At 68.1% G+C, this 24,615-nt stretch carries 20 protein-coding genes; 10 read left to right on the top strand and 10 right to left on the bottom strand.

Features of this window, described 5'->3' with window-relative positions; all coding sequences use genetic code 11:
* Positions 1-97: 97 nt before the first annotated feature.
* The gene (gene proS, locus AQY21_RS00710) at positions 98-1,450 is read right to left on the bottom strand and encodes a proline--tRNA ligase (protein ID WP_058096033.1); all 1,353 of its coding nucleotides are present in this window, start codon (positions 1,448-1,450) and stop codon (positions 98-100) included.
* 141 nt (positions 1,451-1,591) lie between these two features.
* Between proS and AQY21_RS00705 the strand changes: the two genes are divergently transcribed.
* From AQY21_RS00705 to AQY21_RS00690, 4 genes are all read left to right on the top strand, one after another.
* Positions 1,592-2,884, top strand: coding sequence for an AI-2E family transporter (locus AQY21_RS00705; RefSeq protein WP_238986655.1), 1,293 nt, complete (start codon positions 1,592-1,594; stop codon positions 2,882-2,884).
* Positions 2,885-2,887: 3 nt separating this feature from the next.
* On the top strand, positions 2,888-3,577 hold the full coding sequence (locus AQY21_RS00700; RefSeq protein WP_082657864.1) for a DnaA ATPase domain-containing protein: 690 nt from the start codon (positions 2,888-2,890) through the stop codon (positions 3,575-3,577).
* Positions 3,578-3,607: 30 nt separating this feature from the next.
* Positions 3,608-5,773: an RNA degradosome polyphosphate kinase gene (locus AQY21_RS00695; protein ID WP_058095987.1), complete on the top strand. Its 2,166-nt coding sequence runs from the start codon at positions 3,608-3,610 to the stop codon at positions 5,771-5,773.
* Between the two features lie 67 nt (positions 5,774-5,840).
* Complete coding sequence (locus AQY21_RS00690) at positions 5,841-7,382, top strand: Ppx/GppA family phosphatase (RefSeq protein WP_058095986.1); 1,542 nt, start codon at positions 5,841-5,843, stop codon at positions 7,380-7,382.
* 193 nt (positions 7,383-7,575) lie between these two features.
* On the opposite strand, the gene AQY21_RS00685 is transcribed toward AQY21_RS00690, so the two are convergent.
* A complete protein-coding gene (locus AQY21_RS00685; RefSeq protein ID WP_058095985.1) occupies positions 7,576-8,625 on the bottom strand; it encodes a dipeptidase in 1,050 nt (349 codons plus the stop codon).
* A gap of 114 nt (positions 8,626-8,739) precedes the next feature.
* Between AQY21_RS00685 and AQY21_RS00680 the strand changes: the two genes are divergently transcribed.
* The 3 genes from AQY21_RS00680 to AQY21_RS00670 all read left to right on the top strand — a co-directional run bounded on the left by AQY21_RS00680 (position 8,740) and on the right by AQY21_RS00670 (position 10,189).
* Positions 8,740-9,063: an antibiotic biosynthesis monooxygenase gene (locus AQY21_RS00680; protein ID WP_058096031.1), complete on the top strand. Its 324-nt coding sequence runs from the start codon at positions 8,740-8,742 to the stop codon at positions 9,061-9,063.
* Between the two features lie 103 nt (positions 9,064-9,166).
* Complete coding sequence (gene parA, locus AQY21_RS00675) at positions 9,167-9,802, top strand: ParA family partition ATPase (protein WP_058095984.1); 636 nt, start codon at positions 9,167-9,169, stop codon at positions 9,800-9,802.
* Between the two features lie 99 nt (positions 9,803-9,901).
* Complete coding sequence (locus tag AQY21_RS00670) at positions 9,902-10,189, top strand: hypothetical protein (RefSeq protein ID WP_058095983.1); 288 nt, start codon at positions 9,902-9,904, stop codon at positions 10,187-10,189.
* A gap of 48 nt (positions 10,190-10,237) precedes the next feature.
* Here AQY21_RS00670 and uvrB read toward each other — a convergent pair whose 3' ends face one another.
* The gene (uvrB, locus tag AQY21_RS00665; protein WP_058095982.1) at positions 10,238-12,424 is read right to left on the bottom strand and encodes an excinuclease ABC subunit UvrB; all 2,187 of its coding nucleotides are present in this window, start codon (positions 12,422-12,424) and stop codon (positions 10,238-10,240) included.
* 188 nt (positions 12,425-12,612) lie between these two features.
* On the opposite strand from uvrB, the gene AQY21_RS00660 reads away from it, so the two are divergent.
* On the top strand, positions 12,613-12,924 hold the full coding sequence (locus AQY21_RS00660; protein WP_058095981.1) for an ETC complex I subunit: 312 nt from the start codon (positions 12,613-12,615) through the stop codon (positions 12,922-12,924).
* Between the two features lie 111 nt (positions 12,925-13,035).
* Here AQY21_RS00660 and AQY21_RS30105 read toward each other — a convergent pair whose 3' ends face one another.
* Positions 13,036-13,323: a hypothetical protein gene (locus AQY21_RS30105; protein ID WP_369807739.1), complete on the bottom strand. Its 288-nt coding sequence runs from the start codon at positions 13,321-13,323 to the stop codon at positions 13,036-13,038.
* Here AQY21_RS30105 and AQY21_RS00655 point away from each other — a divergent pair.
* Positions 13,312-14,157 carry a helix-turn-helix domain-containing protein gene (locus AQY21_RS00655; protein ID WP_161905854.1) on the top strand — a complete coding sequence of 282 codons (846 nt, stop codon included), beginning with the start codon at positions 13,312-13,314 and terminating at the stop codon, positions 14,155-14,157. The genes AQY21_RS30105 and AQY21_RS00655 overlap by 12 nt on opposite strands.
* 28 nt (positions 14,158-14,185) lie before the next feature.
* Here AQY21_RS00655 and AQY21_RS00650 read toward each other — a convergent pair whose 3' ends face one another.
* Positions 14,186-14,962, bottom strand: coding sequence for an SDR family NAD(P)-dependent oxidoreductase (locus AQY21_RS00650; protein ID WP_058095979.1), 777 nt, complete (start codon positions 14,960-14,962; stop codon positions 14,186-14,188).
* A gap of 128 nt (positions 14,963-15,090) precedes the next feature.
* Here AQY21_RS00650 and AQY21_RS00645 point away from each other — a divergent pair, with 128 nt between their 5' ends.
* Positions 15,091-15,564, top strand: coding sequence for a MarR family winged helix-turn-helix transcriptional regulator (locus tag AQY21_RS00645; protein ID WP_058095978.1), 474 nt, complete (start codon positions 15,091-15,093; stop codon positions 15,562-15,564).
* Here AQY21_RS00645 and AQY21_RS00640 read toward each other — a convergent pair.
* The 5 genes from AQY21_RS00640 to AQY21_RS29230 form a co-directional block, all read right to left on the bottom strand.
* Positions 15,561-15,905: an NIPSNAP family protein gene (locus tag AQY21_RS00640; RefSeq protein WP_065169872.1), complete on the bottom strand. Its 345-nt coding sequence runs from the start codon at positions 15,903-15,905 to the stop codon at positions 15,561-15,563. The genes AQY21_RS00645 and AQY21_RS00640 overlap by 4 nt on opposite strands.
* 17 nt (positions 15,906-15,922) lie before the next feature.
* Positions 15,923-17,659 carry an FAD-dependent oxidoreductase gene (locus AQY21_RS00635; RefSeq protein WP_203416308.1) on the bottom strand — a complete coding sequence of 579 codons (1,737 nt, stop codon included), beginning with the start codon at positions 17,657-17,659 and terminating at the stop codon, positions 15,923-15,925.
* A 21-nt stretch (positions 17,660-17,680) separates the two neighbouring features.
* The gene (locus tag AQY21_RS00630; RefSeq protein ID WP_058095975.1) at positions 17,681-19,015 is read right to left on the bottom strand and encodes an MFS transporter; all 1,335 of its coding nucleotides are present in this window, start codon (positions 19,013-19,015) and stop codon (positions 17,681-17,683) included.
* Positions 19,016-19,480: 465 nt separating this feature from the next.
* A complete protein-coding gene (locus AQY21_RS00625) occupies positions 19,481-20,089 on the bottom strand; it encodes a hypothetical protein (protein WP_058095974.1) in 609 nt (202 codons plus the stop codon).
* Positions 20,086-24,486, bottom strand: coding sequence for a DUF4157 domain-containing protein (locus tag AQY21_RS29230; RefSeq protein ID WP_058095973.1), 4,401 nt, complete (start codon positions 24,484-24,486; stop codon positions 20,086-20,088). The genes AQY21_RS00625 and AQY21_RS29230 overlap by 4 nt, the downstream gene beginning before the upstream one ends.
* Between the last annotated feature and the right edge of the window lie 129 nt (positions 24,487-24,615).

Genomic DNA, 24,615 nt, shown 5'->3' with positions numbered 1-24,615 from the left:
CCGTCCGGAACCGGCGGCGCCGGGAAGGCGCCACCCCCGCGATTTCACCGTTTTCCAAATACTCCGGCGACCGGGCCCCCGGGCCCGGCCGGACGGCCTATTTCGCGGCGTCGAAGACCGGCTGGTAGATCTCCTTCAGCCGCGCCACCGCCTCCTGCGGAGAGACCTCGATCGATTCTCCGCTGCGGCGCGAGGTCAGCTCGACCTTGTTGGCCGCCAGCCCGCGCGGGCCGACGGTGATGCGCCAGGGCAGGCCGACCAGGTCCATGGTGGCGAATTTCGCCCCCGCGCGCTCGTCCCGGTCGTCATAGAGCGGGTCCAGTCCCTGCGCCTTCAGCTCGGCGTAAAGCGCCTCGCAGGCGCCGTCGGTCGAGGCGTCGCCCTGCTTGAGGTTGACGATGCCGGCATGGAAGGGGGTGACGCCCTCGGGCCAGATGATGCCCTTGTCGTCATGGCTGGCCTCGATGATCGCGCCCAGCAGGCGGCTGACGCCGATACCGTGCGAGCCCATATGCACCGGCACGCGCTGGCCGTCCGGGCCGACGACCGTGGCGCCCATCGGCTCGGAATACTTGGTGCCGAAATAGAAGATCTGCCCGACCTCGATGCCGCGCGCCTGGCGGCGACGCGCTTCGGGGACCTGGGCGAACAGCGCCTCGTCATGGGTTTCGTCGGTGCGGGCGTAGCGGCTGGTGAATTCCTCCAGCACCGCCTGGCATTGCGCGACATCGTCGTAATCGATGGCGCGGTCGCCGAATTTCAGGTCGGTGATCTCGCTGTCGTAGAACACCTCGGATTCGCCGGTCTCGGCCAGCACCAGGAATTCATGGGTATAGTCGCCGCCGATCGGCCCGCCATCCGCGCGCATCGGAATGGCTTGCAGGCCCATGCGCTCATAGGTGCGCAGATAGCTGACCAGGTGGCGGTTATAGGCGTGCAGCGCGTCTTCCTTGGTCAGGTCGAAATTGTAGCCGTCCTTCATCAGGAATTCGCGGCCGCGCATGACGCCGAAGCGCGGGCGGATCTCGTCGCGGAATTTCCATTGGATGTGATACAGCGTCAGCGGCAGGTCCTTGTAGCTGTTCACATGGCTGCGGAAGATGTCGGTGATCATCTCCTCGTTGGTGGGGCCATAGAGCAGGTCGCGCTTGTGGCGGTCCTTGATGCGCAGCATCTCCTCGCCGTAATCGTCATAGCGGCCGCTCTCGCGCCACAGGTCGGCGGGTTGCAGGGTCGGCATCAGCATGGCGATATGGCCGGCGCGGGCCTGTTCCTCATGCACGATCTGCTCGATGCGGCGCAGCACCTTGTAGCCCAGCGGCAACCAGGAATAGATGCCCGCGGCCTGCTGCTTGATCATGCCGGCGCGCAGCATCAGCCGGTGGCTGACGATCTGGGCCTCTTTGGGGTCTTCCTTCAGGACGGGCATGAAATAGTGCGACAGACGCATGGCGAAATCCTCATGATGGGCCGGCACGAGTTAGCGCAGAGCGGATAGCGGGGCAACGCCCTTCCTTGCAAGCCGCGCCGCGACCGTCCACATAGGAACGCGAACGCGGGGACGGGAGCGACAAGACCCATGCAATTGCCGGTGCAGAAACAGATCCTGTATTGGGGCGGCGCGCTGGCCGTCCTGCTGCTGGCGCTTTGGGGGCTCGGCAATGCCATCATGCCCTTTATCATGGGCGCGGCGGTGGCCTATCTTTTCGACCCACTGGCCGACCGGCTCGAGCGGCTGGGCCTGTCGCGCACCGTCTCGGTCGTGGTGATCACGCTGTGCGGGCTCTTGCTGGTGGTGGCGCTGTTCTTGCTGCTGGTGCCGGTGCTGGTGCGCCAGACCACGGCGCTGATCGAGACGGCGCCGCAGATGTTCCAGCAGCTCCAGCAATTCCTGATGACCCGATTCCCCGAGATCTTCACCGAGGGCAGCCCGGTCAACACCGCGCTCACCAACATGGGCCAGCAGATCAGCGAACGCGGCGGGCAGCTGGTCAGCACCGTGCTGGGCTCGGTCATGGGCGTGGTCAGCATGGTCATGCTGATCGTCATCGTGCCGGTCGTCGCCTTCTACCTGCTGCTCGACTGGGACAATATGGTGGACCGGTTGGACGAGCTTTTGCCGCGCGAGCATGCCGGCACCGTCCGCCGCCTCGGGCAAGAGATCGACGCGGCGCTGTCGGGTTTCGTGCGCGGGCAGGGCATGGTGATCCTGATCCTGGGCACCTTCTATTCGGTCTGCCTGGGCCTGATCGGCCTGCCCTTCGGCGTGGCGATCGGGGTGATCGCGGCCTCGCTGTCCTTCATCCCCTATGTCGGCGTGCTGGTCGGCGGCGCCACCGCCATCGGCGTCGCCCTGTTCTCGTTCTGGGGCGAGCCGGTCTGGATCGGCGCGGTGATCGTGGTCTTCGTCATCGGCCAGATCGTCGAGGGCAATTATCTGCAACCCAAGATCGTCGGCGGCCATGTCGGGCTGCATCCGGTCTGGCTGATGCTGGCCCTGACCGTCTTCGGCACGCTGTTCGGCTTCGTCGGCCTCTTGGTCGCGGTGCCGGCGGCGGCGGCGCTTGGGGTGCTGGTGCGCTTTGCCGTGGCGCGCTACAAGGAAAGCGCCCTCTATACCGGGCGCGAGGTGCCCTCGCCGCCGGCACCGCCGACGCTGGTCGAACTGGTGCCGCGCGGCACCACCGAGCGCGCCCGCCAGCTGGCGCAGATGTCGCGCGACGTGGCGGTGGCGCAGATCCAGCGCGACGAGCATCTGGCGCATCTCCTGGAGGAGCACCAGCACCGGCAGGAGGCCGGCAAGATCCCCGATGCCGAGGGCCCGCCCTCGCCCTCCGAACTGTGGGCCGAGACGCGCGACAGCCTGCGCGGCAAGGACGGCTGAACGGTGGCCAGACAATTGACCCTGGACCTGACGATGCCGCCGGCCTCGTCGCGCGACGATTTCCTGATCACCGCAGCCAATCGCGACGCACTGGCAATGCTGGACGCGCCCGACCGCTGGCCGCAGGGCAGGCTTCTGCTGGTCGGCGGTCCCGGCGCGGGCAAGTCGCATCTGGTCGGCTTCTGGGCCGCGGAACAGGACGCCCATGTCTGCCATGGCTGGACGCTGACCCCCGAAAGCGTGGACGATCTGGTTCGCCCTGGCGCGGCGCTGGCGGTCGAGGATGCGCATGAGATCGGCGGCAATCCGGCCGCCGAGCAGGGCCTGTTCCACCTGTGGAACCTGGCCGGCGCGCGGCAGGCGCTGTTGCTCATTACCGCGCAGACGCCGCCGCGCGACTGGGGCGTGGCGCTGCCCGACCTGCGCTCGCGGCTGGAGACGGCGGCGCAGGCGATCCTCGGCCCGCCCGATGATGCGATGCTGACCGCCGTGCTGGTCAAGCTGTTCGCCGACCGCCAGATCCAGGTCGCGCCCGAGGTGGTGGACTGGCTGGTTCTGCGCATGGAGCGCGACCTGGACCTGGCCCGCCGCCTGGTCGCCGCCATCGACCGGGAATCGCTGGCCGACCGCCGCGCCATCACCCGGCGCCTGGCGGCCGAGCTTCTGGACAAGCTGGCCCCGGTCGACGCATGATCCGCGGGCATTTTCCCGAAGCTCCGTGACATGACCCAGGCCGATTTCCTGAAATCCCCCTTTCCCGCCCCGCGCGCGCTGCCCGACGGTCCGCCCGAAGGGCCGGCGCGCTTCTTCAACCGCGAGATCAGCTGGCTCGCCTTCAACTGGCGCGTGCTGGACGAGGCACGCAACCCGCGCGTGCCGCTGCTCGAGCGGCTGCGCTTCCTGTCGATCTCGGCCACCAATCTGGACGAGTTCTATACCGTGCGCGTCGCCGGCCTGCGCGAACTGGTGCGCGAGGGCAACACCACGCAATCCGATGACGGGTTGACCCCCGCCGAGCAGCTGGCGCTGGTCAATGCCGATGCCCGCCGGTTGATGGGGGCGCAGCAGGCGGTCTGGAACGGGCTGCGCCGCGAGATGGAGCAGGCCGACATCACCATCCTGTCGCGCGGCCGCGTGACCCGGGCCGAGGAGGAATTCCTGCGCCGGCATTTCATGGAGCAGGTGTTCCCGGTGGTCTCGCCGCTGGCCATCGACCCGGCGCATCCCTTTCCCTTCATCCCGAACGCCGGCTTTTCGCTGGCGCTGGAACTGGCGCGGGAAAGCGACGGGCGGCAGATGCAGGCGCTGCTGCCGATCCCGCAGCAGATCGCCCGTTTCATCCCGCTGCCGGGCGGCAAGCGGTTCCTGCGGCTGGAAGACCTGCTGCTCATGCATCTGCCCAGCCTGTTCCCCGGCTATCGCGACATCGGCCATTGCGCCTTCCGAGTGCTGCGCGACAGCGATCTGGAGGTCGAGGAGGAGGCCGAGGATCTGGTGCGCGAATTCGAGACGGCGCTGAAGCGCCGCCGCCGCGGCTCGGTCATCCGGCTGAAGATCACCGCGGGCGCGCCCGACCGGCTGCGCCGGGTCATCATGCAGGAACTGGAGGTCGATCCCGAGGAGGTGGTCGAGGTCGAGGGCCTGTTGGGCATGGCCGACCTGCGCGAACTGGTGCTGGATTCGCGCCGCGACCTGCAATGGCCCAGCTTCACCCCGCGGGTGCCGGAACGGGTGCAGGACCATGACGGCGACATGTTCGCGGCGATCCGGCAAAAGGACATGCTGCTGCATCACCCCTACGAGACCTTCGACATGGTGGTGCGATTCCTGGCGCAGGCCGCGCGCGATCCGGACGTGCTGGCGATCAAGCAGACGCTTTACCGCACCTCGCGCGACAGCCCGATCGTCGACGCGCTGTGCGAGGCGGCCGAATCAGGCAAGTCGGTGACGGCGCTGGTCGAGCTGAAGGCGCGTTTCGACGAGGCCGCCAACATCCGCCAGTCGCGGCGGCTGGAACGCTCGGGCGCGCATGTCGTCTATGGTTTCATGCAATACAAGACCCATGCCAAGATCAGCGCCGTGGTGCGGCGCGAGGGCGACCAGCTGGTGACCTATACCCATTTCGGCACCGGCAACTATCACCCGATCACCGCGCGCATCTATACCGACCTGTCCTTGTTCACCTGCGATCCGGCGCTGGGGCGCGACGCCTCCAAGGTGTTCAACTTCCTGTCGGGCTATGTGCAGCCCGACGGGCTGGAGAACATCGCCATCTCGCCCATCGACCTCAAGGAGCGGCTGCTGGAGCTGATCGCGCGCGAGGCCGATTTCGCCCGCCGCGGCCGCCCGGCCGAGATCTGGGCCAAGATGAACAGCCTGATCGAGAAGGACGTGATCGAGGCGCTTTACGCCGCCAGCCAGGCCGGGGTCAGGATCAACCTGGTGATCCGCGGCATCTGCGGCCTGCGCCCGGGTATCGCCGGCCTGTCGGAAAACATCCGGGTGAAGTCCATCGTCGGGCGTTTCCTGGAACATTCCCGCATCGTCTGCTTCGGCAACGGCTTCGGCCTGCCCTCGAAACGCGCGCGGGTCTTCATCAGCTCGGCCGACTGGATGGGCCGCAACCTGAACCGCCGGGTCGAGGCGCTGGTCGAATGCTTCAACGAGACGGTGAAGGCGCAGATCACCAGCCAGGTCATGGCCGCGAACATGGCCGACGAGGCGCAAAGCTGGCTCTTGCAGCCCGACGGGCGCTATCTGCGCTATCTGCCGGCCGGGCGCGACGACCTGTTCTGCTGTCACAAGTTCTTCATGGAAAACCCCTCATTGTCGGGACGCGGCAGCGCGGGGGCCCGTGACGTTCCGGCTTTGATGCACTCGACGGATTGACGCGAGGGGGGCAATTGCCCCATCCAAGGCGCGCGCCCGGCGCGGTAACGGAATCGAGAGGAACCCGATGAACGGCATCTTGACCGCAAGCGGAGAAACCATCGAACCCTTCGGGCGCTCGCTGTTCGAGCGCGCCTCGGAACGGGCGCTGAGCCGGGTGGGCGTGGTCGATGTCGGCTCGAACTCGATCCGCATGGTGGTATTCGACGGGGCGGCGCGCTCACCGGCCTATTTCTACAACGAAAAGGTCATGGCCGGGCTGGGGCAGGGGCTGGCCACCACCGGCCGGCTGCATCCCGAAGGCGTGCGCCGCGGCATGTCGGCGCTGCGGCGCTTCGCCGTTCTGGCCGAGGGCATGGGCATCAAACCGCTGACCTGTGTCGCCACCGCCGCCGTGCGCGAGGCCGAGGACGGTCCCGCCTTCCGCAAGGCGGTCGAGAAGGAGACCGGGATGAAGCTTCTGGTCATCGACGGCGAGGAGGAGGCGCGGCTGTCCGCGCAGGGCGTGCTGCTGGGCTGGCCGGATGCCAGGGGGCTGGTCTGCGACATCGGCGGCAACTCGATGGAGCTGGCCGAGGTGGCAGACGGCAAGGTCGGCCGCCGCATCTCGACGCCGCTGGGTCCGTTCCGGTTGCAACAGGTCAAGGGCGGCGCCTCGGGCCTGCGCGAGCATATCCGCGACACGATCGAGAACGCGGCCGAGCGGCTGGGGCGCGGGCATGAGCAGATCTATCTGGTCGGCGGCTCGTGGCGGGCCATCGCGCGGCTGGACATGGAGCGGGCGAAATACCCGATGACCGTGCTGCACGAGTACCGCATGTCGCCGCAGGCCGTCGCCGACACGGTGAAATGGATCGGCGACAAGACCATCCCGGAAATGCGGGCGCTGACCGGCATCTCGCAAAGCCGGATGGAACTGGTGCCGCTGGCCAGCCTGGTGCTGCGCCAGCTGGTGCAGAGCCTCAAGCCGAAATCTCTGGCCGTCTCCTCCTACGGCATCCGCGAGGGGCTGCTCTACGAACAGATGCCGGCGGGCCTGCGCTCGCGCGATCCGCTGATCGAGGCGGCGCGCTTTGCCGAGCGGCAGATGGCGCGGATACCGGGCTTTGGCAAGAAGCTCTACCAGTTTCTGGAGCCGCTGTTCGGCGATCTGCCGCCCGAGCGGGACCGGCTGGTCAAGGCGGCCTGCCTTTTGCACGATACGACCTGGCGCACCCATCCGGACTACCGCGCCGATGCCTGTTTCGACAATGTGACGCGGGCCAATATGGCGGCGCTGTCGCATCCCGAGCGGGTGTTCCTGGGCCTGTCGCTGCTGCATCGCTACAAGAACAGCCGCGCCAATTCACCCATGGCGCCGCTGTTCGCGCTGCTTTCGGAGAAAGAGATCCGCGAGGCCGAGGTCCTGGGCAAGGCGATGCGCTTTGGCGCCATGTTCTCGGTCAAGGACCCGGCCGAGGCGGGCACGCTGAAGCTTCAGCGCAAGAAGAAGCTTCTGGAGCTGAAGCTGACCAGGACCGGGCGGTCGCTGATGGGCGAGGTGGCCGAGGCGCGGTTCCGCTCGCTTGCCGATGCGTTGGACGTCACGCCGGTCGTGACCGAGGGCTGACCGTGCCTTTCGACTGGCCCTGCCGGGGGCGGTCCTTTCCCTAAAGGTGAAACTCTGTCCGAATAGACAACTTTTCCGTGTATAACGGCTGTGGCATGTGCTTGCGCATGGGGGTGCCGGTCCTGGCGTGATTTTACCGAGTGTTTGGTTTCGGATCGACAGCCCCCGCATCCTGCCGGCTGAAACGGCAGGTTCAGGCGCCCCAGCTTCGCTCCAGCAGGTCCAGCCAGTTCCGCCAGGCGATCTTTTCGACCAGATCGCGGCCATAGCCGTGCTCCTGCATGGCTTGCAGCAGGTTCGGCAAGGCCGAGGCATCGGCCAGGTCCACGGGCATGTCGGCACCGTCGAAATCCGAACCCAGGGCGACGCCATCCTCGCCCAGAAATTCCAGCAGATGATCGAGATGGCGCAGCATGATCTCGAACCCATGCATCGGGTCGCGCCGGCCCTCGGGGTGCAGGAAACCCACGGCGAAATTCAGCCCGACGAGGCCCCGCGATTCGGCGATCACCCGCAACTGCCGGTCGGTCAGGTTGCGCGAGCTGGGCGCGACGGCATGGGCGCAGCTGTGGCTGGCGACCAGCGGCGCGTCCGAGAGCCGCGCCACGTCGTCGAAGCCCTTTTCGTTCAGATGCGACAGGTCCAGCATGATGCGCAGCCGGTTGCATTCGCGCACCAGATCCTTGCCCGCATCCGTCAGTCCCGGCCCGGTATCGGGCGAGGAGGGGAAGGCGAAGGGCACGCCATGGGCATAGCGCGTCGGCCGCGACCAGACCGGCCCCAGCGAGCGCAGGCCCATCGCGTGCCAGACATGCAGCGCATCCAGGTCCGGGATCGGCTCGGCGCCCTCGACATGCAGGATGGCGGCGATGCGGTCCTGGGCCATGGCGGCGCGGATCTCGGCCGCGGTCTTGCAGATTGCCAACGTGCCGGTGCGCTCCATCGCCATCAGTTGCCCGGCCTGGGCCAGCGCATGGGGCAGGGCCTCGGCCGGCGGCACCTCGGCCGGCAGGGGCAGGGCGAAGGGCGGGTTCTTCTTCAGCATCGCCGCCAGCGCATCGTCCGGGCCGGGCGGCGAGGGCGTCCAGATGGCGAAGAAGCCGCCGGCAAAGCCGCCTGCCTTCATGCGCGGCAGGTCCAGATGGCCGCTGCCGTCGCCCTCGAGCCATAGCCGGTCGCGGCCGGGTCCCGCAGCCACCATGCGCTGCAAGAAATCGTTGTGACCGTCGAAGACCGGAATCATGGCATGTCCTTTCGCTCAGGCGCCGCCACCATGGCGCGGACGGAAAACCGCTGCAACCTTCCGCGCTTCGCCGTAAGCTGGGGCCAGAGCCAGCCAAGCAGGGAGCCAAACACCATGACCCGCATCGACAAGGAATTCACCGGCCAGACCGTGATCTGCACCTTCGAGGTCACCCCCGGAACGGCGCATGACGTGCTGGACGCGCTGAACGAGGCTTACGATCAGGTCATCCGGCATCAGCCCGGCTATGTCTCGGGCGCGATTCATCTGAACGATGCCCAGACCCGCATCTGCACCTATTCGCAATGGCGCGACCGGCGCGATTATCAGGCCATGCTGCGCAACCCCGAGATGCGCACGCGCAACCGCGCCATCCATGGCATGTGCCGCCATTTCGAGCCGGTGATGTACGAGGTGGTCGATACTTGGCAGACCTGATGCGGAAAGCCGATGCTGCGGCTGCGAAAAAGCCGTGCATTGCGCAAGCTTAGCCCCTAATCTGGTAGAAAACAGTCGGGCGATTGCCGGAACGGAGGGGCTCATGGCAGGACGCATCATCACGATTGCCCAGCAGAAGGGCGGCTCGGGCAAGACCACGATCGCGGTCAATCTGGCGGTGGCCTTGCGCGGGCGCGGCCATTCGGTCGCGCTTCTGGATACCGACCCGCAGGGCAGCATGGGCCGCTGGTTCCTGGAACGGCTGGACCGGCGGGGCGAGGACGAGGCGCTGGAATTCACCACCTCGTCGGCCTGGGGCGCCAGCTACGAATCCGACAAGCTGAAGAAGCGCTTCGATTTCGTCATCATCGACACGCCGCCCAAGATCGACAGCGACCTGCGCCCGGCCTTGCGCGTGGCCGATCTGGTGCTGGTGCCGGTGGCGACCAGCCATGTCGACCTCTGGGCGACCGAGGGCGTGCTGGACCTGGCCCGGCGCGAGCGATGCGATACGCTGATCGTGCTGAACCGGACCCGCTCGCATGCCCGGCTGACCGGCGAGGTGGCCGAGGGCGCCGCCGCGCTGGGGGCCGAGGTCGCCGCCGCACAGATTGCCAACCGCGTCGCCTATGCCGAGGCGCTGGGGCAGGGGCTGGGCGCGGGCGAGACGGCACGCAATGCCACCGCCCGGGCCGAGGTCGAGGCGCTGGCCGCGGAGGTGCTGGCCGCGCTGGGCTGACCGCCATTCGCGGAAATCCGCCGATCGTCGGGGGTTAAGGGAAACCAACCGCCGCCTCATGGGTTGCGTGGGCAGTAAGTCCAGACTCATGAGGTCAAGATGAAACTCCCGCTTTCCCTTGCCGTTCTGGCAGCCCCCTTCGCCCTGGCCGCCTGCACGCCCGAGGCCCCGCCACCCCCCGAACCCGAAACCGTCTCCGTCGATCCCTGCGGTGCGGCGCGCTACAGCCACCTGATCGGCCAGACCTCGCCCACCATCTCGGTGCCCGAGGGCCAGATGTATCGCATCGCCCGCGAGGACCGGCCGATGACGATGGAGATGATCCAGGACCGGCTGACCTTCATCGTGGACAGCCGCGGCAAGCTGCTTTCGGTCAGTTGCAGCTGACCGGGGCGCCGGGGCGGGCGCTGCCTCCCGCGATTTCCGCCCCGGCGGTCAACCGCGGCGGCGCGACCGCTTGTTGCCGCCGCGCTGCCCGGCCCGCCCGGCGGTCGAGCGCCCCGAGGACTTGACCGCCGCCTCGGCCGCCTCCTCGATGGCGGATTGCCGGGCCAGCGGGTCGTCGGCAATCGCCAGCTCGACCGCCTCCAGCCGCTTGACCTCGTCGCGCAGTCGCGCGGCCTCTTCGAACTCCAGGTTCTCGGCCGCCTTGCGCATCTGGGCCCGTAGCGCGTCCAGATGGGCCGCCAGATTGGCGCCGACCAGCGGTTTCGCGACCTTGGTGGTGATGCGCGCCTGATCGGTATCACCCTGCCACAGCCCGGCCAGCACGTCCTCGACATTCTTGCGCACAGTCTGCGGCGTGATGCCATGCGCCTCGTTATAGGCGATCTGCTTCTGGCGCCGGCGCTCGGTCTCGGCCATGGCGCGTTCCATGCTGCCGGTGACGCGGTCGGCATACATGATGACCCGTCCGTCGGCGTTCCGCGCCGCCCGGCCGATGGTCTGGATCAGCGAGGTTTCCGAGCGCAGGAAGCCCTCCTTGTCGGCATCGAGGATCGCCACCAGCCCGCATTCGGGAATGTCCAGCCCCTCGCGCAGCAGGTTGATGCCCACGAGGACGTCGAAGGCGCCGAGCCGCAGGTCGCGCAGGATCTCGATGCGCTCGATGGTGTCGATGTCGCTGTGCATGTAGCGCACGCGGATGCCCTGTTCGTGCAGGTATTCGGTCAGGTCCTCGGCCATGCGCTTGGTCAGGGTGGTGACCAGGGTGCGCATGCCGGCTGCCGAGACCTTGCGCACCTCGTCCAGCAGGTCGTCCACCTGCATCTCGACCGGGCGGATCTCGACCTGCGGGTCCAGAAGGCCGGTGGGGCGGATGACCTGCTCGGTAAAGACGCCGCCGGTCTGGTCCAGTTCCCATTGCGCGGGGGTGGCGCTGACAAAGACGGATTGCGGGCGCATCGCGTCCCATTCCTCGAATTTCAGCGGCCGGTTGTCCATGCAGCTGGGCAGGCGGAAGCCATGTTCGGCCAGTGTGAACTTGCGCCGGAAGTCGCCGCGATACATGCCGCCGATCTGCGGCACCGAGACGTGGGATTCATCCGCGAAGACGATGGCATTGTCGGGGATGAACTCGAACAGCGTCGGCGGCGGCTCGCCCGGCGCGCGGCCGGTCAGATAGCGGGAATAGTTCTCGATCCCGTTGCAAACCCCAGTGGCTTCAAGCATTTCCAGATCGAAGTTCGTGCGCTGTTCAAGCCGCTGCGCCTCCAGCAGCTTGCCTTCGTCGGCGAGCTGTTTCAGTCGTGTCTGAAGTTCGGCGCGTATCCCCTTGATTGCCTGCTGTAAAGTTGGGCGAGGGGTGACATAGTGGCTGTTGGCATAGATGCGGATCTGCTGGAAGCTGTCGGTCTTGGCGCCGGTCAGAGGATCGAATTCGGTAATCGATTCAAGTTCGTTTCCGAAGAAGTCAAAGCGCCAGGCCCGGTCTTCCAGGTGGGCCGGCCAGACCTCGACCACGTCGCCGCGCACGCGGAAGCCGCCGCGCTGGAAGGCGGCGTCGAGCCGGCGATATTGCTGCGCCACCAGCTCGGCCAAAAATTCGCGCTGGTCGTAGAGCTGGCCGACCACCATGTCCTGGGTCATCGCCGAATAGGTCTCGACCGAGCCGATGCCGTAGATGCAGGAAACCGAGGCGACGATGATCACGTCGTCGCGTTCCAGCAGCGCCCGGGTGGCCGAATGGCGCATCCGGTCGATGGCCTCGTTGATCTGCGATTCCTTCTCGATATAGGTGTCGCTGCGCGGCACATAGGCCTCGGGCTGGTAGTAGTCGTAATAGCTGACGAAATATTCGACGGCGTTTTCGGGGAAGAAGCCCTTGAACTCGCCGTAAAGCTGGGCCGCCAGCGTCTTGTTGGGCGCCAGGATGATCGCCGGGCGCTGCGTTGCCTCGATCACCTTGGCCATGGTGAAGGTCTTGCCGGTGCCGGTGGCGCCCAGCAGCACCTGGTCGCGTTCGCCCGCCATGACGCCCTGCGACAGTTCGGCGATGGCGGTGGGCTGGTCGCCGGCGGGCTGGAACTCGGAACGCATGACGAAGCGCCGGCCGCCCTCGAGCTTGGGCCGGGTCACCTCGGCAAAGCGCGCGACGGGGGCGTTGGTGTTGTTGTGACCCATGGTTTCACCTTTGTTCCTGCCTGGCTGAATCTGGCGCATTCGCGCCGCGATGCAAGCCCGGCGGGCGAAGATCGCGCGCTTTCGCCGCGGCAATCCGGGCTGCGTGGCGGGAAATCGCGCGCCGGGCATCTTGATCGCCCGGCCTGCATCGGGGATAAGGCGACAAGCAAGAGCAGAGAGTTCCCGCCATGCGCGTCCGCATCTACAAGCCCGCCCGCAACGCCATGCAATCCGGCACGGCCCGCACCAAGGAATGGCTGCTGGTCTTTCCGGCCGCCGATGCGCGCGAAATCGACCCGCTGATGGGCTGGACCAGCAGCGACGACACCCAGAGCCAGATCCGCCTGCGCTTCGAGACCCGCAAGCAGGCCGAGGATTATGCCCGCGAAAACGGCCTGGACTATGAGGTGATCGAGCCGCATACCCGCGCCCCGAACATCCGCTCCCGCGGCTATGGCGAGAACTTCGCCAGCGACCGTCGCGCGCCCTGGACGCATTGAAGTGTAAATCGGGCGAAAGTTGGTGCCCGCTCGAGGTAGTTTCGGCCGAGATCGGGGTATAGCTTTTCCAAGCCGTTGATTTTGCGGGGCCGGTTTTCCGGCCCCGCCTTACTATTTTCTAGATCGGCGTGACTGCACGATTCGACCGTCATGCAGGATGCCCTGGGCTTCCAGGCGGGCGCCGATCCCGGCCTCGCGCAGCAGCGCGACGCTGCCCCATTCCAGGATGCCGGCGCGGTTCAGAAGCTGCGGCAGCAGCAGGCCCGAAGGCCGGCCGCCGATGATGACGGCCTGGATGTTCGTGGCGATGATCCTCCTGTCCGGGCCTTGCTGGCCGGTGTGCGAATGGACGCCGGCGGCGTCGGATGGTATTATTCTTGCATGGGCTTGTCGTCGCAAATTCCGGTCTTCACCCTGTTCGGCGAGACCTCGGCCTTTCCGGACGTGGTGCATTGCGAGCGGATCTGGGACCGGGCGCGGCTGCATGACTGGGAGATCTCGGCCCATCGCCACCGCGAGATGGTCCAGGTCTTCCTGATGCGGCAAGGGCAGGCCCAGGCCCAGATCGACGGGCAGGGCAGAAGGGTGGAGGACGGGGAGTTCCTGTTCGTGCCGGCACGATCCGTGCATGGGTTCAAGTTCCGGCAAGGCAGCGAGGGGCTGGTGCTCTCGATTCCGCTGACGGTCGCGGCGGCGGTCTCGGCCGGGTCGGACGAGCTGGCTTTGCGCCTGTCCAGGCCGTTTTCAAGCCGTGCGGATGCGCGGGTGATGTGGCTTGGCCAACAGATCCATGCGGCATTCGGCGAGACCGGCGCCTTTCGGGCCGCGTTGCTCGCGTCGCTGGCGCAGGCGTTGCTGGCGGCGATCGCCGGGATCGCCGCCCGGCAGGGCGATGCGATCGCCTCGCTGGCGCAGCGCCGGATGCTGGTGCTGGACCGGCTGATCGCGCAGCATCTGGGCGAAGGCTGGGGAATGGCCGACTATGCCTCGGCCCTGTCGATCACGCCGGGGCACCTGAACCGGATCTGCCGCGCCGCGACCGGCGAAAGCGCCTCGCGCCATATCGAGAAGGCGGTGATGACCGAGGCCAGCCGGCTTCTGGCCTTTACCCGCCTGTCGGTGGCCGAGATCGGCTATCGGCTGGGCTTTTCCGACCCGTCCTATTTCTCGCGCCGGTTCCGGGTGATGACGGGGCAGAGCCCGACCGCCTATCGCGACAGGTTCACCGACTGACCGCCGCGACAGGCATTCCGGTGTCGCCTCAATATCCCGGGCGCGGCACCAGCCCCATCAGCGATTGCGACAGGCCGCCATCGACGACGATGTCCTGGCCGGTGACATAAGAGGCGCGGGGCGAGGCCAGGAACAGCGCGGCATCGGCCATGTCCCCGGGCGTGGCGATGCGGCGCAGCGGCACCATCCGCTCGCGCCGGGCCTTCACCTCGGGATCGGCATAGAAGGCTTCCGACAGGGGCGTGCGGACCAGGCCGGGACTGACGCAGTTCGATCGCACCCCGCGCGGCCCCCATTCCTGCGCCAGCTGCCGCGACAGCATCAGCGTCGCCGCCTTCGACGCCGAATAGGCACCGCTCGCGGGCTGCGGCTGGCTGCCGGCGATCGAGGCGATATGGACCAGCGCGCCTTCACCCCGTGCCAGCATCGCCTTGCCGAAGGATTGCGCCATCAGCAGATAGCCGGTGAGGTTGATGCGCAGCATGGCCGACCAGTCGGCCTCGGCGACGCTTTCCAGGGGGCCGGCACGCAGGATGGCGGCATTGTTCACCAGGACATCCGCCCCGCCTTCGGCTTCGACCCTGTCCGCCGCCGCGGCGATCTCCTCGGGACGCGAGATGTCGCAGGCCAGCCCGAAGGCGCCGTTGCCCAGATCCTGGGCCAGCGCCTCCAGCCCGGCGGCATCGCGATCCAGCACCACCACCCGGGCAGCCTGGCTCGCGAAGGCGCGTGCCAGAGCCTGGCCGATGCCGCCGGCCGCGCCGGTGACCACGACGATCTTTCCTTCGAGTTGAAGCCAGTTCATTCCTGTTCTCCTTTGCTCATTCTGGTTGCGATGCCGGCTGGTCCGGGGCGCTGTTTCTCGCGGACGGCGGCGATTGGGGGGCTTGGCAGCGGCGAAAAATCCGCTAGGCATGGGGCAAGGAGACCCGCATGCAATCCGATCATTTCGACCTGAACCGCTGCATCGGCGCGCTGAGCACCCGCTTTTCCAGCCGGCTGGGGGCGGGGGCCTCGCAGGAATACCACCAGCGCTTCCAGATCGGCGTCGTGGAATGGCGGATCCTGTGCCATCTGGCAGTCGAGCCCTGGTCGAACGTCATCGCCATGGCCAATTCCATCGGCCTGGACAAAAGCTCGATCAGCCGGGCGCTGACCGCGATGGAAAAGCGCGGCCTGGTCGAGATGCGCGACGGCGCCCGTCGCCGGCGCGAAGCCAACCTGACCCGCGAGGGGCTGGAGCTGCATCGCGCGGTGCTGCCCGTCGCCCGCGCCCGCGAGAGCGCGCTTCTGTCCGGCTTCGACGCCGCCGAGACCGAGCAATTGCTGAGCTATTTCCATCGCCTGATCGCCAATCTGCCCAAGGTCGAGGAAGACGCGCAACGCCGCGCCGGCCCGGACCGCTAGGCCCCGGCCAGCGAGGGCAGGGCCGCGGCCTTCAGCAGCCGGTCCTCTTGCGCGACGATCAGATGGGCCGATGCCCGCAGGTATTCGGCGAAATCGGGATCGGTGTCGCGGGCCTGCCAGCGGGCCTCCATGTCGGCCATGTCCTTGTAGGCCCAAAGATGCACGGCCTGGTTCAGCGTGCCGACCGTGCTGGTGTAGAAACCGATCGGTGCGCCGAGGCTGCGGATCAGCACGGGCATGGCCAGCCGGTCGAAGACCTCGAGGAATTCGCCCATCTTCCGCGGCGCGATGGTATAGCAGCGAAGATTGATCAGCGGGCGGTCGGCGGGGGCGGTGAACATCTGGCTCTCCCTTGGGGTCATTCCGCGGCCTGACCGGCCCGGTGATCGGCGATGCGTCCGGCCAGCGACAGCCCGGCGACATAGCCGAAGGTCATGGCCGGGCCGATGGTGATGCCCGCGCCCGGATAGGCGCCGCCCATGATCGAGGCCGCATCATTGCCCGCCGCATAGAGGCCCGGGATCGGGGTGCCGTCGCCATCCAGCACCCGCGCCTGCGTGTCGGTGACCAGGCCGGGGAATGTGCCCAGATCGCCCATCACGATATGCAAGGCATAGAAAGGACCGTTTTCCACGGGCGCGACATTCGGATTGGGCTTGTGGTTGGCATCGCCGAGATAGCGGTTGAAGGCGGAGCTGCCGCGGCCGAACTGCCGGTCCTCGCCCCGCCGCGCGCTGTCGTTATAGGTTTCGACCTCTTTCGCCAGCGTCTCGGGGTCGACGCCGATCTGGCGGGCCAGATCCTGGATGGTCTTGCCGCGTCTGAGATAGCCGTTGCGGATATGCGGCCCCAGCGGCATCGGATAGGGCTTCACGAAGCCGATGCCGTATTTGCGGATGGTGCGGTGATCGGCGATCAGCCAGGCCTCGGTCCTGCCGAGGCCGCGGCAGGTCTCGATCATCGCCGCGCCGACATCGTGATAGGAATGGCTTTCGTTGACGAAGCGCCGCCCGGCCGGATTCACCATGATGAAGCCGGGCTTGTAGCGGTCGACCAGATGCGGGAAGGCGATGGCGCCGCCCGGAAAGGGCACCTTGGACACCGGCATCCAGGCGGCGCTGTTCGGCAGGCCCTGCGACAGGTGCCCGCCGGCCCGTTCGCCCAGGGCGATGCCGTCGCCGGTATTGCCTTCGGGGACGGGCGTGAAATGCTCGCCGCCCTCCCGGACATGCGGATAGAGCGCCTTGATCCGGGCCAGGTCGCGGGCAAAGCCCCCCGCCGCCAGCACCACGCCGCGCGCCGCGCGGATCTCGCGGCGCTGGCCGTCGATGCTGGCGACCACGCCGCCGACGCGGCCGTCTTGATGCAGCAATTCGGCGACCGGCGCCTCGGTCACGATTTCGATGCCCAGATCCAGGGCCGATTTCGCCAGCCGCGCCGCCAGCGCATTGCCCGAGGTCAGCTGCACGCCGCGCCCGTAGCGCGCCAGATGCGCGATGTGTACCGCCAGCCGTTTCGCGACATAGGCGGCCGAGACCGGCGACCTGGTGAAGTTGAAGAAATGCTTCAGGTCGTTGTTCGACGAGTTGAACATCATCCCCATGAAGGTGATCGTCTTCAGCGGCTGGCGCAGGCGCTTGAACTCCTTGCCCAGCCGGCGCCCGTCATAGGCGGCGGCGGTCACCGAGCGGCCGATCTGCGCCCCGCCCGGCGCCTCGGGGTGATAGTCGGGGTAAAGCGAGGGGGTGAATTCCACCTCGGTCTCCCGCTCCATGAAGCGCAGCATCTTTGGGCCGTAATCCAGATAGGCATCGACGAAGGCGGCGTCGTATTTGTTGCCGGCCTCGTGGCGCATGTAATCGTGGACGGCGGCGCGATCCACCCTGGTGCCCCCCTCGGCGTCCGGGCGGTCCTGGAAATGCGGATTGCCGGGGATCCAGGCGACGCCGCCGGAAAAGGCGGTGGTGCCGCCGAAGACCGGCGCCTTTTCCAGCACCACGACCGACAGGCCGTTCTTCTTGGCGGTGATCGCGGCGGTCAGCCCGGCCGCGCCAGAGCCGACGATCACCACGTCATAGATATTATCGACGGTCATGTTCGGCATCCTTCCAGTCAGTTACAGGGCATTATTCTGTTGGGCGGGGACGGTGCGGGCGCAAATGAACAGCGCCGAGAGGCCCGCGATCAGCAAGGGAACGGCAAAGACGGCCATGAGTCCGGCAAGGCCCAGGCCCTGTCCGATCAGGATGCCGCCCAGCATCGGGCCGATCACCGCGCCGATGCGCCCGATGCCCATCGCCCAGCCGATCCCGGTCGAGCGGATCTCGGTCGGATACAGCGCCGCGGCCAGCGCGTAGAAGGCGTTGAAACCGCCATTGGTGGTAAAGCCGGCCAGAAAGGCAAGCGTCAGCGTGACCGTCAGCGAGATCGACAGATAGCCGAAGGCCGCAACCACGGCGGCGCCGCACAGCAGCGCGATGCAGGTCGCGCGTTGAAGGCCATAGCGGGTGCCGAAGCCGCCGATCACGAAGGTGCCGATGAAGCCGCCCAGGTTGAACAGGGCCCCGGCATAGATCGCGTTCTCGACCGCGAGGCCGGACTGGACCGACAGCTGGGTGATCCAGGAGACCAGGAAATAGAAGGTCATGAAGCCCATGATGATGCCCAGCCACAGGCAGAGCGTGCCCAGAAGGCGCCCCTCGGCGAACACCGCCGCGACCGAGGCCCGGCGCGCCGCGACCTTGGGGGGCAGCCCGGCGAGGGCGGGTTCGCCCAGGCGGCGCAGCACGCGGTTCAGCTTGTCCAGCGCGTCCTTTGGCTGGATCCGTTTCAGATAGTCGATGGATTCCGGCAGGATCAGCATGACCATCGGCAGCACCAGAAGCGAGATGACGCCCGCGCCCATCAGCATCATGCGCCAGCCGTGCTCGGGCAAGGTATGGGCGACGATCAGCCCGGTCATCACCGCGCCAAGCGGATAGCCGGCGATCGCCGCGGCAACGACCATGCCCTGCTGTCCGCGTGGCGCGAAATCGGCGGCCATCGTGGTGACGCTGGCCAGGAATGCCCCGACCGAAGCGCCGATGATCGCGCGCAGGATGACCAGTTGTGCCAGGTTCTGCGCCTGGCTGCTGGCCAGCATGGTCAGGGTGATGACCATCAGCAGGGTCAGGATCAGCGGCCGGCGCCCGAACCTGTCGGCCAATGGTGCGATGAACAGCCCGCCCACCGCCATGCCCGCCAGCGAGGCGCTGAAGACGGTGCCAAGCGCCTCGGGGCTGAGCGCCCATTCGGCCTTCAGCACCGGTGCGATATAGGACATGATGACGATGTCCATGCCGTCTATGGCATTCAGCAAGAAGCAGATGAAGATGACCGCGACGCGCAGCGGCGTCCAGCGGCCCTGGACGACGGGGCCTGCCTGTTCCGCGGTCAGGATATGATGTGCCATTTTCCCTCCCCGAACACGGCACAGCCATACCGGGACCGCAAAACAAGGGTTTGCGGGCAGGTCTGCCGTGTTCAATTGATCTCTTGGGCCGCTTTCTCCTCTGCGGCTGTTTTTCGATAGGCGGGATGGAGAACGAGGTCAATTAATTTGTTGCGGTCGCAACACAACTTTGCCGATAACTTGGCGCATGATGGGTCGAAACAGAAAGAAGATCGTTTCTATTTAAAGTCTTATATGTAGGATTGTATCCTCCAGCGGTGACGTCCTGGCAGAGTTTCCGGGACGAGTGCGAGGGATTGGTTCAAGCGGCATCTCGCCGCAGGAGATTCGGCCCAGACGAATCGCAGGGTGACGGGAGCTGTCCGATCGCGCTGGCGATGAAAGCCGAGCCGAGCATGAGGGAGCCGGCGGCCCGGTCCGTCGCCATGCTCTCGCAAAGGGGCGCGCGGTCTGCCGGGTCGGCCTTCACGATGCGCTGTGGTGGAGAACCGCGCGCATCAGGTGACGCAGTTCCTCATCCGGCTCGACCGGTTCCGCCTCGGCCAGCGCCTCGGCCAGCACGGGCCATCCCAGGACGCGGACCGCATAGGTCGCCGCCCTTCTGTCCTCCACCAGCGGCGAGGCGAAAGCCTGCTGAAAGACATCGGCGACTCGCTGGTCGTAGTCATGCCCCCCCGCCGCCAGGGCCACCCGGACCAGCTGCCGCTCGCCGTTGTCGCTGTCCAGCAGGGCAAGATGCTCGTCCAGCGTTCCATAGGTTGCGGTGGCGTCGAAGGCTTCCAGGATCGCGGCGGCGGCCTCGGGATCGGCGGCCTGGGCATCGACATAGGCGATGCGGTTGGTCCGGTCGAGCGTGAGCGTCACCAGAAGGTTGGGATCATGCGACTCCATCCATCGGATCGCGTCTGCGGGCCTGTCGTCCAGCCCGGGCACCGTGAAAAGCTCCAGCGGCGTTTCCGATTTCAGCAGCCGGATCGCCTCGAACGCCCCTTGCCTGACCTTTTCGAGGTCGTCCTCGATCGCGACATATCTGCCGAAGGAAAGCAGGTCGTCGTCATTCTGGCTGCGGGTCATGGGTAACGGCTCCTCAGGAATGCGACCATGCTGGCGATGAGTTGCTGCGCCGCTGCCGCCTGCTCTGCCGGGGTCGAGGCGCGGCGGCCCGCGCGGCTGACATTCGATAGTGCCCATGAACGAAACGCTTGCGCAAGATCGCGCAGGGCTTGGTCCTCGCCCAGCACCGTCATGGCGCCAGTCTGCTGCTGAAGCACCCGGTCCAGAAGCTTGAAGATATTGCCGGTGCGCCTGTGGCGGGCCTGGCGGGCATCCGCGATCTGGCCGCGGGTGAAGCTGCCGGTGTCCTGGCGCCCCCGGAAGTCCTGGTCGGCGGCGACCGAGGCGCCGCGCGGCGCCATCGGCGCATAGTCGCCGCGCGCGGCCTCAAGCCGCGGGTTGATCATGCCGCGTTCCTCCAGCGAGCGGGCGGTGGCGCGCGCGGCAAGCTGACCGGGGGCGCGGATGGGCTCCACCACGTTGCGCAGCTGGTCCGGGTCCGGGCTGTCGAGATGTTCCGCCCGGAACCCCTCGTATGAGGGCGCATTCGCCTGGAACAGCATCGAGGAACGCCGCACGTCGCGGATATAGGCAGGCCGGCGGCCGGGCATGCTGATCGAGGTGTGGAAAGGCCCCGCGAACCTGCCGAACCTTGCGCGGCCCAGGGGCAGGGGCAGCTGGCCCGGAGCGGACAGGAACCGGCGCCCGGCAAAGACGACATCGGCTTCGTTCAGGCCCGCGCCAGCCGTGACCTCGCGCCCCTCGCGCATCTGCCGCTCCATCTCGGCTGATTGGGCGCGAATGGCGGGATTCGACGCCCGTTCCTGTTCGAACAGCCGCTCGGCCTCGATCAGGATCGGCTGCAAGGCCCTGCCGATGCGCGCCGGGCTGAGCTGCGCGATGCGCCCCGCGGGGGACGAAGGGTTGATCCGGGCGACGATGGAATCGCCCTGCCGTTCCAGCGAGGTCAGGCGATAGCGCAGCCGCCAGAAGGTCAGCCGCGCGCCAAGGCCAAGACGCGAGACGCCGCGCCGGGCCAGTTGCTGGACCTGGGGCTGGATCGCCCGCACCGCCTGGTCCAGCCGCTCGCGCTGACGGCGCTCCTCCTCCTGGCGGCGGCGGCGCCGACGGTCGGCATCGCTTTCGGAACGCTCGCGCCGGCGGTCGCGGCCGCGATCCCTCTCCCTCTGGCGGCGGTCCGAGGCGCGGCGGTCGCGGCGGGCCTGGTCGCGGGCCCGGCGGCGGGCATCGGCGCTGCCGCCGCGGTCGTCCCCGTCGTCGCGCCGCCGTCCGCGGCCGCCCGCGCGCCGATCGCCGCCGCGCCGCCGCCGGCGTTCCATGAACTGGCGGAAACGCTGCTGGATGCGGGCGATGATGCGGCCGAAGGGGCGGGCGATGGCACCCAGAAGGCGGCGGATCAGGGCGTCGATGCCCAGGAAGGTCAGCACCATGTCCACGGCCGCGACGATGCCATGCGCCAGGGCCTGGGCGAATGCCGCCGCGCCATTGCCGGGCGCGGCCACCTGCATGACGAATTCCAGAAAGGCGCGGGCGGCGGAAAACAGCGACTGCACCAGCGACCATGCCGCGCGGATCGCGTCGATCACCGCCATGATTGCCCCCGCCCCGGGGATCAGCTTCAGCGCAAGCTGGGTCGCCAGCCAGGTCATCGCCGCGACCGCCATGGCGGGCATCAGCAGGGGCAGGCTTTCGGTGATCAGGCCGATCATGCTGGTCGCCAGCGCGGTCAGCATCTCGACCCAGTTCGGCGGCAGGTTCATCAGCAGTTGCAGGCCGGGAACCTTGTTGAAGAACCATTCCTTGAAGGCTTCCTTCAGCGAATCCCACAGGTGGTTCTTGACGCCTTCCTGCGCCTGCGACCCGGCCGCCGACAGGAATGCGCCGATCCCCATCCGCGTCACCCGCGCCATCAGCGCCATGAACTCGCCAAGCGCATCCGCCAGCGCCTTGATCGCCGCGGCGATGCGATCGACGAGGCCGGCATTTTCGGCCTGGATCTCGGCCAGCTTCGCGTCCATCTCGCGGATGGCGCGTTCGCGCTCGCGGTCCAGCGCGGCAAGGGCGGCGCGCTGCGTCGCCTCGATGCGGCTTTCCATCGCCTGGAACTGCGCCTGCGCCCGGGTCAGCGCCGCCTGCGCCTCGGCGTCGAGATTGCCCTTGTTGGCCTCGACCAGCTGGTCGATGGCGGCTTTCGCTTCGGCCAGGATGGCCTTGCATTCGTCGATAGTGCGCTGGATGCTGCCGCGGATCTCGTTCAGCAGCGCGTCGATATCGGCGATATACTGGTTGCGGTGGCGGTCGTAGAGCGCCTTGACCTCGGGCAGGCTGTTGATCGACAGCAGCCAGTCCCGCGCGCGGTTGTAAAGCCCCTTGGCGCCGGCATAGCGCCGCGCCTTGAACGCCTCCAGATCGGCCCGGACGCCCGAGGCAAAGGCCTCCAGCCGCTGGCCCTGGCGGTCGCGAAAACTCTGCACCGCTTCGCTTTCCAGCGAGCCGAGCTTTGCGTTCACCTGCCCCTCGGCGGTGGTGTAGGTCGCGTTGATCTGCTCGGCCAGGCTGCGCTGGCCGGTCTCTTCGCCCGAGCGGGTGCCGGTCTGTTCGCCGCTGACCGCCTCTTGCGCCGCGTCTCGCCCGGCCTCCATCCCGCCGACGCTTTCGGCCTCGGTCGCGGCAAGCCCCGCCGTCGCCTCTTGCGTGGCGGCGGTCTCGGTCGCGCGGGCGTCGGTTGCCGCGCCGTCCACGTTTTCGTTGAGCTCGTCCTTGTCGTCGCCGATGGCGCGCAGCGGGCCTTCCTCGGCCTTGGCCAGCGTCGCGTCATCGACGTCATGCTCGGCCAGCGCCTCGTCGGCGGCTTCGCGGAACTCGCTTGCGTCCAGCGATTCCTCGGGCACCGCGGGGGGCGCCGCGCCGGTCAGGCCGGGCGCCGCGGTCGCCGGGGCAGCGACGGGCGCGGGCTGGGGCACGGCCGGGGGCGGGGCGGCGCCCGCAGGCGGATCCCGCACTGCCGACATCGAGGACTGCACCGGTGCCGCCTGCTGGCCGGCCTCGGCGGCGACCTGCTGGCTGATCTGCTGGCGCGTGCCCGCGCCGCCCGGCCCGGCAAAATTGTCCAGCTCCTCGATGGTCGAAGGCGCGGCCGAGGCCAGCGCCGCGCCCGCCCTTTGCTGCGCCGCCGCCGCATCGGGGGCGGGGATCTCGGCCTGGGCAAGGCTGCCTGCCTGCTGGCTTTGCCCATCCGCCTCGGCCGCATTTGGCGCGGGCTCTGCCGCGGCCCGCGCGGCGCCGATCCGCGCATTCGCGCCTTCGTTCACTTGCAGGGCATCGGCGCGTTCGGAAAGGCGCTCTCGCGCCGCTTCCGCCGCCGCCTCGCCCCGGTCGCCGAGGTTCTGGCCGAAACGCTTGGCGCCGCCCCCGCCGCCCCCGCCGCCCCCGCTGCCGCCACCGCCTTTCGGGCGCGTGCCGCCCTTGTCTTTGGCGGCCGCGGCCTTGCCCTTTTCGTCTTCTTTCCTGCGGCGATCCGGGCCGTCCCTTTCCTTCTTCTTCCGCGTGCCGCGATCCGCTGCGCCCTCGGTCGCCCCGGCGGGGGCGCCGGCGATGGCGACCGAAGGCGCGGGCTTCGCCTCGGCCCCGCTTTCGCCGCGCGCGGTCTGCGAGTCGTCGGGGGCCTTGCTGGCGGGCTCGGTCGCCCCGGCGCGGCCGCCGGGCCTGGTCAGACCCGAGATCTGCCCGCCCGCAGCCGAGACCTGCGAGGTCATCATCGGCGTCAGCACCGGCCCGGCCCCCGGCGCGACCGCACCCGGCCGGGCCGGGGCCTGCGACAGCGCGGGCGAGGCGGCAAAGGGCGCGGCCCCCGCCAGGGCGCGGCGCATGATCCGGCCGCGCAGCGACTGCCCTGCCGCGCCGATCTGCGCGCGGCCCCCGGCCAGCACCGTTGCGGCGGCCGTGTCGGCGGCGGTTTCGGCTGCGTCCCCGGGATTCGAGACCAGCGATTTCGCCTGCACCGCGCCGCCCCCGCCGGACCGGCGTTGCTGCACGACATGGGCCAGCTCATGGGCGATCAGGCCGTCGCCCGCCTTCGATCCCGGCCGATAGCGGCCCGGCGCAAAGGCGATGTCGCTGCCCGAGGTCAGCGCCTCGGCCCGCATTCGCCCCGTCGCCTGCGCGGCCGCCCCGCCGGTATGGATGCGCACATCGGAAAACGAGGTGCCGAAGCCGGTTTCCATCCGGGTCCGCAGGCTCGTGGGCAGCGCCGAGCCGCCGACAAGGTTGCGTTGCAGCGTGTTCAGCGGTTGCGGGGCGCTGTCATGGCTGGCGGGAGCGGCGGTCGGGGCAGGCGCCGCCGGGCTGCGCGAAGCTTCGGCCGAACGGGTCGAAACGGGGCCGGTCGCGGCCTTCATCCCGGGCCTCCCGCCTTGCGCGGCATGTCGGAAAAAGGAAGTGGACCAAGCCGTAGCAAGATCCACTCCCAGGGACTTGAACCCTTCGGCATCCGCCGACCAGTCGACTCGAACGCGGTCTCCCGGTTC

It is taken from the genome of Paracoccus sp. MKU1 (genome assembly GCF_001447385.1).
GTDB lineage: Bacteria > Pseudomonadota > Alphaproteobacteria > Rhodobacterales > Rhodobacteraceae > Paracoccus.
Note: the sequence above shows the minus strand (reverse complement) of the source record. Positions and strands in the feature narration are given on the sequence as shown.

Coding starts and splice junctions, on each gene's coding strand:
- AQY21_RS00635 (WP_203416308.1), bottom strand. CDS start 17,659: ATGACCGTCGATAATATCTATGACGTGGTGATCGTCGGCTCTGGCGCG.
- AQY21_RS00640 (WP_065169872.1), bottom strand. CDS start 15,905: ATGTTCACCGCCCCCGCCGACCGCCCGCTGATCAATCTTCGCTGCTAT.
- AQY21_RS00685 (WP_058095985.1), bottom strand. CDS start 8,625: ATGATTCCGGTCTTCGACGGTCACAACGATTTCTTGCAGCGCATGGTG.
- AQY21_RS00680 (WP_058096031.1), top strand. CDS start 8,740: ATGACCCGCATCGACAAGGAATTCACCGGCCAGACCGTGATCTGCACC.
- AQY21_RS00625 (WP_058095974.1), bottom strand. CDS start 20,089: ATGACCCGCAGCCAGAATGACGACGACCTGCTTTCCTTCGGCAGATAT.
- uvrB (WP_058095982.1), bottom strand. CDS start 12,424: ATGGGTCACAACAACACCAACGCCCCCGTCGCGCGCTTTGCCGAGGTG.
- AQY21_RS00660 (WP_058095981.1), top strand. CDS start 12,613: ATGCGCGTCCGCATCTACAAGCCCGCCCGCAACGCCATGCAATCCGGC.
- AQY21_RS00645 (WP_058095978.1), top strand. CDS start 15,091: ATGCAATCCGATCATTTCGACCTGAACCGCTGCATCGGCGCGCTGAGC.
- AQY21_RS00670 (WP_058095983.1), top strand. CDS start 9,902: ATGAAACTCCCGCTTTCCCTTGCCGTTCTGGCAGCCCCCTTCGCCCTG.
- AQY21_RS00690 (WP_058095986.1), top strand. CDS start 5,841: ATGAACGGCATCTTGACCGCAAGCGGAGAAACCATCGAACCCTTCGGG.
- parA (WP_058095984.1), top strand. CDS start 9,167: ATGGCAGGACGCATCATCACGATTGCCCAGCAGAAGGGCGGCTCGGGC.
- AQY21_RS00650 (WP_058095979.1), bottom strand. CDS start 14,962: ATGAACTGGCTTCAACTCGAAGGAAAGATCGTCGTGGTCACCGGCGCG.
- proS (WP_058096033.1), bottom strand. CDS start 1,450: ATGCGTCTGTCGCACTATTTCATGCCCGTCCTGAAGGAAGACCCCAAA.
- AQY21_RS00630 (WP_058095975.1), bottom strand. CDS start 19,015: ATGGCACATCATATCCTGACCGCGGAACAGGCAGGCCCCGTCGTCCAG.
- AQY21_RS29230 (WP_058095973.1), bottom strand. CDS start 24,486: ATGAAGGCCGCGACCGGCCCCGTTTCGACCCGTTCGGCCGAAGCTTCG.
- AQY21_RS00695 (WP_058095987.1), top strand. CDS start 3,608: ATGACCCAGGCCGATTTCCTGAAATCCCCCTTTCCCGCCCCGCGCGCG.